This is a genomic window from Rhizobium sp. BK313 (assembly GCF_014193655.1).
Lineage (GTDB): Bacteria > Pseudomonadota > Alphaproteobacteria > Rhizobiales > Rhizobiaceae > Rhizobium.
In genome coordinates, this window is the sequence record NZ_JACHZQ010000004.1 from 582,761 (window position 1) to 596,085 (window position 13,325).

Annotated in this window: 11 protein-coding genes; 10 read left to right on the forward strand and 1 reads right to left on the reverse strand. The window is 61.2% G+C overall.

Annotated features, from left to right (window positions below; all coding sequences use genetic code 11):
* The 10 genes from FHT86_RS22900 to FHT86_RS22945 all read left to right on the forward strand — a co-directional run bounded on the left by FHT86_RS22900 (position 1) and on the right by FHT86_RS22945 (position 12,193).
* A complete protein-coding gene (locus FHT86_RS22900) occupies positions 1–1,446 on the forward strand; it encodes a M81 family metallopeptidase (protein ID WP_133709755.1) in 1,446 nt (481 codons plus the stop codon).
* 158 nt (positions 1,447–1,604) lie between these two features.
* The gene (locus FHT86_RS22905) at positions 1,605–2,342 is read left to right on the forward strand and encodes a FadR/GntR family transcriptional regulator (RefSeq protein WP_133709756.1); all 738 of its coding nucleotides are present in this window, start codon (positions 1,605–1,607) and stop codon (positions 2,340–2,342) included.
* Positions 2,343–2,433: 91 nt separating this feature from the next.
* Positions 2,434–3,942: an ABC transporter substrate-binding protein gene (locus tag FHT86_RS22910; protein WP_133709757.1), complete on the forward strand. Its 1,509-nt coding sequence runs from the start codon at positions 2,434–2,436 to the stop codon at positions 3,940–3,942.
* Positions 3,943–4,022: 80 nt separating this feature from the next.
* Positions 4,023–4,970 carry an ABC transporter permease gene (locus FHT86_RS22915; protein ID WP_133709758.1) on the forward strand — a complete coding sequence of 316 codons (948 nt, stop codon included), beginning with the start codon at positions 4,023–4,025 and terminating at the stop codon, positions 4,968–4,970.
* Positions 4,967–5,845 carry an ABC transporter permease gene (locus FHT86_RS22920; RefSeq protein WP_133709759.1) on the forward strand — a complete coding sequence of 293 codons (879 nt, stop codon included), beginning with the start codon at positions 4,967–4,969 and terminating at the stop codon, positions 5,843–5,845. The genes FHT86_RS22915 and FHT86_RS22920 overlap by 4 nt, the downstream gene beginning before the upstream one ends.
* A gap of 22 nt (positions 5,846–5,867) precedes the next feature.
* The gene (locus FHT86_RS22925; RefSeq protein WP_133709760.1) at positions 5,868–7,655 is read left to right on the forward strand and encodes a gamma-glutamyltransferase family protein; all 1,788 of its coding nucleotides are present in this window, start codon (positions 5,868–5,870) and stop codon (positions 7,653–7,655) included.
* Between the two features lie 6 nt (positions 7,656–7,661).
* A complete protein-coding gene (locus FHT86_RS22930; protein ID WP_133709761.1) occupies positions 7,662–8,420 on the forward strand; it encodes a DUF1028 domain-containing protein in 759 nt (252 codons plus the stop codon).
* 51 nt (positions 8,421–8,471) lie between these two features.
* Entirely contained in the window at positions 8,472–10,322 is a 1,851-nt protein-coding gene (locus tag FHT86_RS22935; protein ID WP_133709762.1) for an ABC transporter ATP-binding protein, read from the forward strand.
* Between the two features lie 79 nt (positions 10,323–10,401).
* Entirely contained in the window at positions 10,402–10,953 is a 552-nt protein-coding gene (locus FHT86_RS22940) for a glutathione peroxidase (protein ID WP_133709763.1), read from the forward strand.
* A 178-nt stretch (positions 10,954–11,131) separates the two neighbouring features.
* Complete coding sequence (locus FHT86_RS22945; RefSeq protein WP_133709764.1) at positions 11,132–12,193, forward strand: class I SAM-dependent methyltransferase; 1,062 nt, start codon at positions 11,132–11,134, stop codon at positions 12,191–12,193.
* Between the two features lie 46 nt (positions 12,194–12,239).
* Here the strand turns inward: FHT86_RS22945 and FHT86_RS22950 are convergent, their stop codons facing one another.
* Positions 12,240–13,325, reverse strand: a complete 1,086-nt coding sequence (locus FHT86_RS22950) for an ABC transporter ATP-binding protein (protein ID WP_133709765.1) — start codon at positions 13,323–13,325, stop codon at positions 12,240–12,242.

Sequence of the window (13,325 nt, forward strand, 5' to 3'; positions counted from 1 at the left end):
ATGCGCATCGCCGTCGGTGGCATTCATATCGAATGCAGCACGTACAATCCGGTCCTGAACGAAGAGAAGGATTTCCGCGTCGTACGCGGCGAGGAGCTGACGGCTGCGCCCTATTTCGCGTTTCTCAAAGACTATGACGCCGAATTCCTGCCGACGATCCATGCCAAGGCCATCGCCGGCGGGCCGGTTGCCCGCCACACCTATGAAGCCTTCAAGGCGGAATTCCTGGAGCGGCTGAAGCCGCTCTTGCCGCTCGACGGTCTTTACCTCGCCATGCATGGGGCGATGTATGTCGAAGGCATGGAGGATGCCGAGGGCGATTGGATCAGCGCTGCCCGCGAGGTCGTCGGAGACGACTGCACGCTTTCGGCCAGCTACGATCTGCATGGCAACGTCACGCAGCGCATCATCGATGCGCTGGACATGTATTCCACCTATCGCACCGCACCACATATCGACGTCGAGGAAACCATGCGCCGCGCGGTGACGATGCTCACCGAGAGCCTGAAGACCGGCGTGAAGCCGATCCTGCTCTGGGCGCCGATCCCGGTCGTGCTGCCCGGCGAGCGTACCAGCACTGTCGATGAGCCCGCAAAAAGCCTCTACGACTTGCTGCCCGGCATCGATGCCATCGACGGTGTCTGGGATGCCTCCCTGATGGTCGGCTATGTTTGGGCCGACGAACCGCGCGCCACCGCGGCCGCCATCCTGACCGGCACGGATCGCGCCGTTCTCGAGCGCGAAGCGAAACGGCTGGCGCAGGCCTATTGGGATGTCCGCAAGGATTTCGTCTTCGGCTGCGAGACCGGCTCGATCGAGGAGTGCGTCACCAAGTCGATCGCCAGCCCGACAACGCCTGTGGTGCTTGCGGAATCCGGTGATAACCCGACCGGAGGCGGTGTCGGCGACCGCACCGATGTCCTGGCGGAACTGATCGCCAAGGGTGCGACCGGCGTCGTCTTCGCCGGAATCGCCGACAAAGCGGCAACGGAAGCCTGCTACGCCGCCGGCGTTGGCGCGAGACTCGATCTCTCTGTCGGCTCATCGCTGGACACCAAGGGCAGCAAACCGGTGACCGCTGCGTTCACCGTCAAATTTCTGTTGGAAACAGACGACGTCAGGGACCGCCAGGCGGTCGTCTCCATCAGCGGCATCGATCTGGTGCTGTCGGCAAAACGCCGCCCATATCACAATATCGCCGATTTCACGCGTCTCGGCCTCGATCCACGTCAAGCCAGGATCGTCGTCGTGAAGTCCGGCTATCTCTCTCCGGAACTGGCTCCGATCGCCAATCCGAACCTGATGGCGCTCTCGCCCGGCGTCGTCGACCAGTTCGTCGAGCGCCTGCCACGGCTGCGCAAGCAGAAGCCGACCTACCCCTTCGACAAGGATTTTGCCTTCACGCCCGAGGTAACGCTTTCTGCCCGTTCAGCAGGCCGCCTCTGATCATCGCGAGGGCACGGCGCTCCGCTTTTCGCTGTAATATTGGGTGCACCGCACAATTATTGTGCATCACAGTATATTGCATAAAAAAGAGCTTGACGCTGCGTGTGAGTTGAATTTGTATTGAACCAATCGATAATTGGTACGAACCATTTAACACCATGGCAGCTAGCAGTCTTCCAGAAAATTCGACCTACGCCCTGGAGAAGCTCCGGGGCCTGTTGGGCTCGGACAACCTGGAACCGGACGGCAAGCTGCCGACCGAGCGGGCGCTTTCGGAAATGTTTGGCGTCAGCCGCCGCGCCATCCGCCGGGCGTTGGAAGTGCTGGAAGCCGAGGGCCGTATCTGGCGGCGCCAGGGGTCGGGCACCTATGCGGGCCAGCGCCCGGATGACTGGAGCCAGCACGTCGGTTCGCTGATTGCCGGCACCAATCTCATGGAAATCATGGAGGTGCGCCTGCGCATCGAGCCGCAGCTCGCCCAGCTTGCCGCAATGCGCGCCAAACCCGATGATATCGACCGCATGTACGAGCTGACGAAAAAGATCTTCGCCAGCGGCGATGCCGACAGCCGCGAACTCTGGGACGGTGCGTTGCATCGCCTGATCGCGCAGAGCGCAGGGAATCAGTTCTTTCTGACGATCTTCGATGTCATCAACCACGTCCGCCAGGACGAGGCATGGCAAACCATTCGCGAATTGGCCCGCAATATCAACAGGACACGCCCGGTATCCTACGCGCAGCACGTGGCGATCATCGACGCGATAGCAGCCCGCGATCCGATGAAAGCCGCCGAAGCCATGCGTCAGCATCTGCTGATGCTTCAGGAGAGCCTGATCCGTGTGACCTCGCTCGATGCCCAGGGTTCGCCGAAGGAACTGGCCGAAGAGTTGGACTGACAGCATGGGTGCTTCGGCGCCGAAACAGACGACCGGAGGGGAAACCGGCCGGGAATGCATTTAAAGCAAAAAATATAACCAGGAGAACATGATGAAGATCGCCAAATTCCTGACATCGCTAGCCGCCGGCGCGTTGATCGCGCTGCCGGCCTTCGCTGTCGAACTCAAGATCGGCCTTCAGGACGATGCGGACGCGCTGGACCCTGCACAGTCGCGCACGTTCGTCGGCCGCATCGTCTACACCGCGCTCTGCGACAAGCTTGTCGACGTGACGCCAGATCTCAAATTCGTGCCGCAGCTTGCCACTTCCTGGAAATGGTCGGCGGACGGTAAGCAGCTCACCATGGAGCTGCGCCAGGGCGTGAAATTCCAGGACGAAACGCCTTTGAACGCCGAGGCTGTCGTCTACACGATCCAGCGCAACATGACGATGCCGGAATCGCGCCGCAAGAGCGAGCTTTCCTCCGTCGACAAGGTCGAAGCAACCGGCGAATACGAGGTGACGTTCACGCTGAAGGCGCCTGATGTCACCCTGCTTGCCCAGCTCTCCGACCGCGCCGGCATGATCGTTTCGCCGACCGCCGCCAAGGCCGCGGGTGCCAAGTTCGGCGACCATCCAGTCTGCGCCGGTCCCTTCAAGTTCGTCGAGCGCGTGCAGCAGGACCGCATCGTGCTGGAGAAGTTCCAGGATTATTGGAACAAGGACAATATCTTTATCGACAAGGTCACCTACCTGCCGATCCCGGATACAACGGTTCGTCTGGCAAACCTGCGTTCGGGTGACCTCGACATGATCGAGCGCGTCGCCGCCTCGGACATCGGCACCGTCAAGAGCGACTCCAACCTCGCCTATTCCGACGCCGTCTCCACCGGCTGGTTGGGGATCTATGCGAACATCGGCAATGGCCCTCGCGCCGACAATCCCATGGGCAAGGACAAGCGCCTGCGTCAGGCCTTCTCGCTGGCGATCGACCGCCAAGCGGCGATGCAAATCGTCTTCGACGGCACTGCCGTTGCCGGCAACCAGCCCTTCTCGCCGCAGAGCCCGTGGTACGACAAGGACATTCCGGTTCCCGCCCGCGACGTCGACAAGGCGAAGGCGCTGATCAAGGCCGCCGGTTATGAACGCGTGCCGGTCGAAATCGCCGTCACCAACGATCCGGTCACCATGCAGACGATGCAGATCATTCAGTCGATGGTCGCGGAAGCCGGCTTCGACGTAACGCTGAAGCCAACGGAATTCGCGACGCTTCTCGATGCCCAGACCGGCGGCAACTATCAGTTCAGCCGTTCCGATTGGTCCGGCCGTCCTGATCCCGATGGCGTGATCCAGCAGTTCGTCACCACGGGCGCCGGGCTGAACGACTCCAAATACAGCAACCCGCAAGTCGACAAATTGCTGCTCGAAGCCCGTCAGTCTCAGGACAATGCGGTTCGCAAACAGAAATACGACGCCGCCGAAGTCATCATGAACGACGAGCTTCCGATCATCTATCTCGGGCATCAGGCCTGGATCTGGGCTTACAACAAGTCTGTAACCGGCTTTGTACCATCGCCGGACGGCATGATCCGCCTCGCCGGCGTAAAGAAGAGCAGCTAACCAAAACACCATCATGCGGGGTGCAGGACGCGCCCCGCATGCCCCTCCTCCGTGGTCGATGACGAGATCAGGATCTGCTCATGTATACCTACATCGGAAAAAGGCTGCTGGTCGCCATACCGACGCTGCTGATCATTTCCATCTTCGTCTTTTCCCTGCAAAAACTGCTGCCGGGCGATCCGATCCTGGCGATGGCGGGCGAAGAGCGCGATCCGAAAGTCATCGAGTTTCTTCGTGAAAAATACCGGCTGAACGATCCGGTGGTCTATCAGTACGGCTATTGGCTGAAGGGCGCTCTCACGGGCGACCTCGGCATTTCGCTGCGCACCAATCAGCCGGTGCTGACACTGGTTGCCGAGAAGCTGCCGGTGACGATCCAGCTCGCCGTCATGTCGATGATCTTCGCCTTCGTCATCGGCATCCCCATGGGCATATTGGCGGCGGTGAAGAAGAATACCGTCATCGACTTCCTCGCCAATATCGTTGCCTTATGCGGACTGTCCGTGCCGAACTTCTGGCTCGGGATCATGCTGATTCTGCTGATATCGGTGAAGCTTCACTGGCTTCCGGCCTCTGGCTATCAACCGTTCTTCGATGATCCCCTGCGCTCAATCCAGACCATGCTGATGCCGTCCTTCGTGCTCGGCAATGCGCTCGCCGCCACGCTGATGCGCCACACCCGCTCTTCGATGCTGAGCGTACTCAGTGCCGATTACATTCGTACGGCCCGCGCCAAAGGCCTTTCGGAAGCGGCCGTCGTTCTCAGTCACTCTTTCCGCAACGCCATCCTGCCCGTCGTTACCGTCAGCGCGCTGCTCTTCGGCGAACTGCTGGCCGGCGCCGTACTGACCGAGCAGATCTTTACCATTCCCGGTTTCGGCAAGCTCATCGTCGATGCGGTGTTCAACCGCGACTATGCCGTCGTCCAGGGTGTCGTGCTCTGCACGGCCGTCGGTTTCATCGGAATGAATCTCATCGCCGATGTTCTTTATGTCCTCCTCAACCCACGCCTGAGGGCTGCCCTATGACCGCAATCGTGCAGACGTCAGTAGCCGCCGCTCCAGCCAAGCGCGCACCGAACCGCGCCTGGCGCAAATTGAAGGCCAACAAGGGCGCGCTCGTCGGCCTCGCCATTATCCTTTTCTTTGCGGCGCTTGCCATTCTTGCACCGGTATTGCCGCTGCCCGACCCGGTTGCAACGAGCTGGTCGGCGATCCGCAAGGCCCCGTCGGCTGCGCACTGGCTCGGCACCGACGATATCGGTCGCGACATTCTCTCGCGTATGATCTGGGGGGCGCAGGCATCGTTGATGGCAGGCATCTTTTCTGTCGCCATCGCGGTGGCGATCGGCGTACCCTTCGGTCTTATCTCCGGCTATTACGGAGGCTGGATCGACCAGATCGTCTCGCGCATCACCGAAGCTTTCCTGGCGATGCCTTTTCTCATCACCGCGATCGCGCTTGCCGCCTTTCTTGGGCCGAGCCTGACCAATGCGATGATTGCCATCGGACTTTCGGCGACGCCGGTCTTCGTACGCCTGACACGCGGCCAGGTGCTGGCGGTGAAGACAGAGGAATATGTCGAGGGCGCGCGCTCGATCGGCCTGCACCATTTCAGCATCATCATCCGTTACATCCTGCCGAACGTTTTCGCGCCGATTCTGGTGCAGGGAACGCTCACCATCGCAACGGCAATCATCGCCGAGGCCAGCCTCTCCTTCCTTGGCCTCGGCCAGCAACCGCCGGCGCCTAGCTGGGGGTCGATGCTCAACGTCGCCAAGAACTATCTGGAGCAGGCGCCCTGGATGGCGATGTGGCCGGGCGCTGCCATCTTTCTCGTCGTCATCGGTTTCAATCTCCTCGGCGATGGCCTGCGCGATGCGCTCGACCCGCGCGAAGCATGAATAATCTGAAAGGACTTTTGCAATGACCGCATTTACGACCCGCCCGGAAATCCTCGGCACCTTCGGTGTCGTTACCTCCACACACTGGATCGCCTCCGCGGTCGGCATGAGCATTCTCGAAAAGGGTGGCAACGCGTTCGATGCGGCCGTCGCGACCGGCTTCGTTCTGCAGATCGTCGAGCCGCATCTCTGCGGGCCGGGCGGCGACATGCCGGCGGTCATCTATTCGAAAAAGAAGGATAAGGTCGAAGTCATCTGTGCCCAGGGCACTGCTCCCGCCGGCGCCACTCTGGAACACTATACAAGCGAGGGCCTCTCACTGATCCCTGGCGACGGCCTGCTTGCAACGGTCGTCCCCGGCTCCTTCGGCGGCTGGATGCTGATGCTGCGCGACTACGGCAAGCTCACTGTCCGCGACGTCCTCGAACCGGCAATCTACTATGCCGAACACGGCCATCCGGTGCTGCCGCGCGTCTCCGCGACCATTGCCGGCCTCGCCGAATTCTATCGCAAGGAATGGCCGACCTCTTACGAGACCTGGCTGCCCGGTGGCTCCGCTCCCGAACCCTGGTCGAACTTCAAGAACCCGGTTCTTGCCGAAACCTGGAAGCGCGTTGTCTCGGAAGCGGAAAGCAAGAGCGGCCGCGAGGCACAGATCGAAGCAGCCCGCGATGCCTATTATCGCGGCTTCGTTGCCGAGGCGATCGATACCTTCGTCCGCAAGGCCGAGGTCATGGATGCGAGCGGCCAACGCCACAAGGGCGTGCTGACGGCCGACGACATGGCCAATTGGTCGGCGACGATCGAAGAGCCGCTGACTTATGATTACCATGGCTGGACGATCGCCAAGATCGGCCCCTGGGGTCAGGGGCCGGCTTTCCTGCAGACGCTGTCGCTGTTGAAGGGCTTCGATCTTTCGGCCATGGACCCGGCCGGCGCGGATTTCGTCCATACCATCACGGAAGCTATGAAGCTCGCGTTTGCCGACCGCGAGGTCTATTACGGCGATCCGAACTTCTCCAAGGTGCCGCTCGATATCCTGCTGTCGGACGCCTATGCAGCAGAGCGCAGCAAGCTGATCAGCTCGGAAGCCTCCCATACGCTGCGTCCCGGTAAGCTGCCCGGCTTCGAAAGTCAGTATGATCTGACCATGGATATGCTGGAAACGCCGGAAGCCAAGGCTGGCGCAGTCTACGAGCCGACCATGTCGCACCTGACGGAAAAGCGCGGCGACACCGTGCATATCGACGTCATCGACCGCGAAGGCAATATGGTCTCGGTGACGCCCTCCGGCGGCTGGCTGCAATCCTCACCAATCGTCCCCGGCCTCGGCTTCTGCCTCAATTCGCGCGCGCAGATGTTCTGGCTGAAGCCTGGCCTGCCCTCCTCGCTCGCTCCAGGCAAGCGCCCGCGTACCACGCTCACCCCATCGCTCGGTCTCTATGAGGGTCGCCCGACACTTGCTTTTGGTACGCCCGGCGGCGACCAGCAGGAACAATGGCAGCTCTCCTTCTTCCTGCGCTATGCCCATCACCGCATGAACCTGCAGGAGGCGATCGATCAGCCGCTGTTCCATACCTCGCATTTCCCGAGCTCCTTCTATCCCCGCACCCGCGAGCCCGGCAGCATCACGGCAGAGGCCAATTTCAGCGCCGAGGTGCTCGATGCACTGCGCAAGAAGGGCCACAAGCTGACGGTCGCGCCGGAATGGACGGTCGGCCGGCTGACCGCCGCGCGGCGCGATGCCAGCGGCCTGCTGCGCGCGGCCGCCACGCCGCGTCTGATGCAGGCCTATGCGGTTGGGAGATAAGCGCTCATGACCTGGTCAATCGTCACTCGCGAGCCTGAAACGGGCCATCTCGCCATCGCCGTTGCCACCCGCTTCTTTGCGGTTGGCAGCATCGTGCCCAATATTCGTGGCGGCGTCGGCGCCGTCGCCACGCAGGCGTTCAGCAGCCCGCTCTATGGCATCGATGGTCTGGCGATGCTTGCCGCCGGCCATGCGCCGGAGGAAATCATCAAGACCTTGACTGCCCGCGACGAAGGTCGCGAGCAGCGCCAGTTTCACATGATCGACAGCAAGGGCAACAATGCTGCCTTCACCGGCGCAAAATGCATCGACTGGGCCGGTCATCTGATCGATGAGAATGTCTCGGTCGCCGGCAACATGCTCGCGGGACCGCAGGTGATCGCCGAGACGCTGTCGACCTTCAAGAAAAACAAGGGCAAGCCGCTCGCCGAGCGGCTGCTTGAAGCCATGCGCGCCGGCGAGGATGCCGGGGGCGACAAGCGCGGCAAGCAATCCGCCGCGCTGGTGATCTATCGCGACCAGGACTATGCGTGGCTGAATATTCGCGTCGACGACAGTGCCGACCCGCTGACCGAGCTCGAACGGCTCTATGCCGTCGCACAAGAACGTTATCTGCACGTCGCCGAAACCACCCCGACGCGGCAGAACCCGAGCGGCATGACCGATCGTCGCGAGATCGACGAAAAGATCGCGGCCCTGGAGGCTGCAAGGATTGCCGAAGGCCGCCCGTCTGCCTCCTTCGCCACGTCGCCGAAGCCATCATGAGCGGAATCGAATAATGCCTGATACGATGCGCCAGATCATAAAGGTGAGCCCATGACGACCACAGCCGCGCAGCAGACGAACCCGGACGTAAAGCCTGTCCTCTCGGTCTCCAACCTGACGACATCCTTCCTTGCCGACGGCGAATGGCGCACGGTGGTGAAGGACATCTCCTTCGACGTCATGCCGGGCGAGACGGTGGCAATCGTCGGTGAGTCCGGCTCCGGCAAGAGCGTCACCTCGCTCTCGATCATGCGTCTGCTCGCCAAGGGCAGCAGCCGTATCGAAGGTTCGATCAAGCTCAACGGCCGCGACATCCTCTCGCTCTCGGACAACGAAATGCGCCGGGTACGTGGCAAGGACGTCGCCATGATCTTCCAGGAGCCGATGACCAGCCTCAACCCCATCTTCACCATTGGTCGGCAGATTTCCGAGGCGCTCACCTGCCATGGCGATATCTCCAAGGCTGAAGCCAAGGCCGAGACCATCCGTCTGCTGGAAAAAGTGCGCATTCCGAACGCCTCCTCCCGCTTCGACGAATATCCGCACCAGTTTTCCGGCGGCATGCGTCAGCGCGTGATGATTGCCATGGCGTTGGCATCGCGCCCGAAGCTGTTGATCGCCGACGAACCGACGACGGCGCTCGATGTTACCATCCAGGGTCAGATCCTGGATCTCATCAAGGTGCTGCAGGAAGAGGAAGGCATGTCCGTCCTCTTCATCACCCACGATATGGGCGTTGTCGCCGAGATTTCCGACCGTACCATCGTCATGTATCGTGGCGAGGCGGTGGAGACGGGCAATACCGACGACATCTTCCATCGCGGACAACATCCTTATACGCGCGCTTTGCTCTCGGCCGTGCCGCGCCTGGGTTCGATGAAGGACCAGGCCCAGCCATTGCGCTTTCCCATCGTCGACGCCCGTACCGGCGAGCGCAGCGATCCCGTTGCGCTTGCTGATACAGTTGACCATGGCAAGACGCCGATCCTGGAGGTGAAGAACCTCGTCACCCGCTTCGCCACTCGAGGCGGGCTTCTCGGCCGCGTTACCGGCGCCATCCATGCTGTGGAAAACGTCTCGTTCGACCTGGCGCAGGGAGAAACTCTCTCGCTGGTTGGCGAATCCGGCTGCGGCAAGTCGACCACCGGCCGCTCGATCATGCGTCTCATCGATCCCAATGCCGGTGAAGTGCGTCTCGACGGCTACGACGTGATGAAGCTCGATGCGCTCAATCTGCGCCGCATGCGCCGCAGCATCCAGATGATTTTCCAGGACCCCTTCGCCAGCCTCAATCCGCGCATGACCATCGGCGCCGCCGTTGCCGAACCCTTCACCGAACACGGACTCGGCACCCGCGCCCAGGCGCGCGAGAAAGCCGCCGACCTTTTGGAGCGTGTCGGGCTGAAGGCGGATATGATGTCGCGCTACCCGCATGAATTCTCCGGCGGCCAGCGTCAGCGCATTTGCATTGCCCGCGCGCTCGCCCTCGACCCAAAGGTCATCGTCGCCGACGAAAGCGTCTCGGCTCTCGATGTCTCGATCAAGGCGCAGGTCTGCAATCTGTTGATGGACCTGCAGCAGAGCCTCAATCTCGCCTATCTCTTCATTTCGCACGATATGGCCGTCGTCGAACGCGTCAGCCATCGCGTCGCAGTGATGTATCTCGGCGAGATCGTCGAGATCGGACCCCGCGCCTCTGTGTTCGAGAACCCGCAGCATCCCTATACGAAGAAGCTGATGGCGGCCGTTCCGGTGCCCGATCCGTCCCGGCGCGGCATCAAGCGCAATCTCGCCGTCGATGAGCTGAAGAGCCCCGTGCGCCCGGTCGGCTACAATCCGCCGGCGCGTCAATATCGTGAGGTCGCGAATGGCCACCTGGTGCGACTGGACGAGGCAGCGTAACACAATCGTGTCGTTGACTTCGGCAGGTTCCGGCGTTGATATCTGCACCCTGTTTTCAAAATGATTTGGAGTGATTGTGATGACTGATACCGTGCTCGATATTCCGGTTAAGAGGATCGACGGCAGCGAGACGACGCTCGCCGACTATCGCGGCAAGGTCATTATGGTCGTCAACGTCGCCTCCAAATGCGGGCTGACGGTGCAATATGAAGGGCTGGAAAAGCTCTACGAAGACAAGCGCGACGACGGCCTCGTCATCGCCGGCTTTCCTGCCAATGATTTCAAGGGCCAGGAGCCCGGCACGAATGACGAAATTCTGAGCTTCTGCACCCTCACCTATGACGTGCAGTTTCCGATGTTCTCCAAGATCGCGGTGACCGGCGAGGATCGGCACCCGCTTTACAACAGGCTGATCACCTCCGGCGTCGAGACGACGGGTGACGGGCCGATGCGGGAACGCCTCGCAAAAAACGGCCTCGAAACCGGACAGGACGGCGGGATCGTCTGGAACTTCGAAAAATTCCTGATCGGCCGGGACGGCAAGGTTGCCGCCCGCTTCGCACCTGACGTCACGGCAGATGATCCGCGCTTGCTCGTCGCTTTGGAAAAAGAGCTGGCTCGCGCCGGCTGAGTCACCTCGCGCGTTTCCAAAATAGGCGTTATCTTAATAGGTTACGCCTCTTCCAGGGCAGCAACGCGAAGCATGCTTAGCCCGGTCGTGTCATTGCCTCCCCTCCCACCCGGTAGTATGTTCCGTTTTCCGAATATACCCGGACGGAACGCTGCATCAATTCTGATGGGAGGATGTCATGCGCGAACCTGATATGCAGAAACTTGAAGCTCTGGTCGGGCGCCTTGTCGGCGATCTCGGCGCGGCCATGTCCGGAGTCCTGGTGGTGCTCGGCGACCATGTCGGTCTGTTCAAGGCGATGGCCGACGGGACGCCGATGACTTCAGCGGAACTTGCTGCCAAGACCGGACTGAAAGAGCGCTATTTGCGCGAATGGCTCTCAGCGCAGGCCGCCGCAGACTATATCACCTATGACGAAAAGACCGACCACTTCAGCCTCTCGCCAGAACAGGCGATGGTGTTTGCGGAGGAAAACAGTCCCGCCTTCTTCAGCGGCGCCTTCGAAGTCGTTCAATCCATGTGGCTCGACGAGCCGAAGATCGCCAGTGCTTTCAAGACCGGCAGCGGCGTCGGCTGGCATGAACACAGCGCCTGCCTGTTCCGCGGCACGGAGCGCTTCTTCCGGCCGGGCTACAACAGCCATCTCGTTTCGGAATGGATACCGGCGCTGAAGGGTATGCAGGAAAAGCTTCAAGCCGGAGCCGCCGTCGCCGATGTCGGCTGTGGCCATGGCGCCTCGACCATCGTGATGGCGCAGGCCTATCCGAACTCTACCTTCTTCGGCTTCGACTACCATCTCCCCTCTATCGAGCGAGCGAAAGCTGCGGCGAAGGAGGCGGGTGTCGACGGCCGCATCACCTTCGAGCAGGCGACTGCCAAGGATTTCCCGGCTGCCGGCTATGATCTGGTGGCGATGTTCGATTGCCTGCACGACATGGGCGATCCTGTCGGCGCCGGCAAACATGTCAAGGAAAGCCTCGCCGATGACGGGACCTGGATGATCGTCGAGCCCTTTGCGCATGATTGTCTCAAGGACAATCTCAACCCGGTCGGTCGCGTCTACTACGGCGCATCGACGATGATCTGCACGCCGGCCTCGCTGTCGCAGGAGGTCGGGCTAGGATTAGGCGCGCAAGCTGGCGAAATGAAACTACGCAAGGTCGCCATGGATGCGGGCTATTCGCATTTCCGCAAGGCGGCCGAAACGCCGTTCAACATGGTCTTCGAAGTCAGGGCATGAAAACTGCGCCGCGCGCTCCACCGAACGCACGGCGCAATTTAATCTTTTATAGACGCTGACCGTCTTCGCCGAACAGCGACGCGAGCGCCGGCTGGAAATAGACCGGTTGCTCGCTCTCCAGCGCAACCTCCTCATCGGCGTCGATACGCACCGACATTGTCTCATTGCCGATCTGACCCCAGACCAGATTGTCCGAGCCCATGGGCTCGACGATGCTGAAGGTTGCCGGCAGGTTCGACATGCGGTCGCTTGCCGGATTGAACTGCATCTGCTCTGGCCGGACCCCGAGCGTCGCCGTGCGGCCCTCACCCGGCGTGCCGGAGAATTGATAGCCGTTGAGATCGATCGTGCGGCCGTCGGTCAGGATGAAGGCTGGCGTACCGCCGTTGCTCGTCACTCGCCCCGACAGGAAGTTCATTGACGGTGAACCGACGAATCCGGCGACGAAGCGGTTGACCGGCCGACGGTAGATTTCCTTCGGCGAGGCGAACTGCTGGATGACACCGCCGCTCATCACCGCAATGCGATCGGCGAGCGTCAGCGCCTCGATCTGGTCGTGCGTGACATAGATCATTGTCGAGCCGAGCCCGGCATGCAAGCGCTTCAACTCGACACGCAGCTCGGTTCGCAGCTTGGCGTCGAGGTTCGAGAGCGGCTCGTCGAACAGGAAGACGTCGACGTCGCGCACCAGAGCACGGCCGATAGCGACGCGCTGCCTCTGACCGCCCGAAAGTTCGCCCGGCCGCCGCTTGCGCAGTGGATCAATTTGCAAGATCTGCACGGCGCGATCGACGCGCTTGGTGATCTCTTCCTTGGCCATGCCGGCGATGCGCAGGCCGAAGGAGAGATTTCCTTCGACCGTCATCGTCGGATAAAGCGCATAGGACTGGAACACCATGCCGATGCCGCGGTCTTTCGGTTCCTCCCAGGTGACGTTCCGGTCCCCGATCCAGATCTGGCCGCTGGTAATGTCGGTGAGACCGGCGATGGCATTGAGCAAAGTCGACTTGCCGCAGCCGGAGGGCCCGAGAAGGACGATGAACTCGCCCGACTGGATTTCAATATTCAACGATTTCAGAACGCTGACGCTGCCGAAATCGATTGCAAGTTCGCGAATGGAAACGTTGGCCAT

Bases quoted from the DNA above. Each gene is read 5' to 3' on its own strand.
- FHT86_RS22935 (WP_133709762.1), top strand. From the start codon at position 8,472: ATGACGACCACAGCCGCGCAGCAGACGAACCCGGACGTAAAGCCTGTC.
- FHT86_RS22905 (WP_133709756.1), top strand. From the start codon at position 1,605: ATGGCAGCTAGCAGTCTTCCAGAAAATTCGACCTACGCCCTGGAGAAG.
- FHT86_RS22910 (WP_133709757.1), top strand. From the start codon at position 2,434: ATGAAGATCGCCAAATTCCTGACATCGCTAGCCGCCGGCGCGTTGATC.
- FHT86_RS22920 (WP_133709759.1), top strand. From the start codon at position 4,967: ATGACCGCAATCGTGCAGACGTCAGTAGCCGCCGCTCCAGCCAAGCGC.
- FHT86_RS22930 (WP_133709761.1), top strand. From the start codon at position 7,662: ATGACCTGGTCAATCGTCACTCGCGAGCCTGAAACGGGCCATCTCGCC.
- FHT86_RS22900 (WP_133709755.1), top strand. From the start codon at position 1: ATGCGCATCGCCGTCGGTGGCATTCATATCGAATGCAGCACGTACAAT.
- FHT86_RS22915 (WP_133709758.1), top strand. From the start codon at position 4,023: ATGTATACCTACATCGGAAAAAGGCTGCTGGTCGCCATACCGACGCTG.
- FHT86_RS22940 (WP_133709763.1), top strand. From the start codon at position 10,402: ATGACTGATACCGTGCTCGATATTCCGGTTAAGAGGATCGACGGCAGC.
- FHT86_RS22950 (WP_133709765.1), bottom strand. From the start codon at position 13,325: ATGGCCAACGTTTCCATTCGCGAACTTGCAATCGATTTCGGCAGCGTC.
- FHT86_RS22925 (WP_133709760.1), top strand. From the start codon at position 5,868: ATGACCGCATTTACGACCCGCCCGGAAATCCTCGGCACCTTCGGTGTC.
- FHT86_RS22945 (WP_133709764.1), top strand. From the start codon at position 11,132: ATGCGCGAACCTGATATGCAGAAACTTGAAGCTCTGGTCGGGCGCCTT.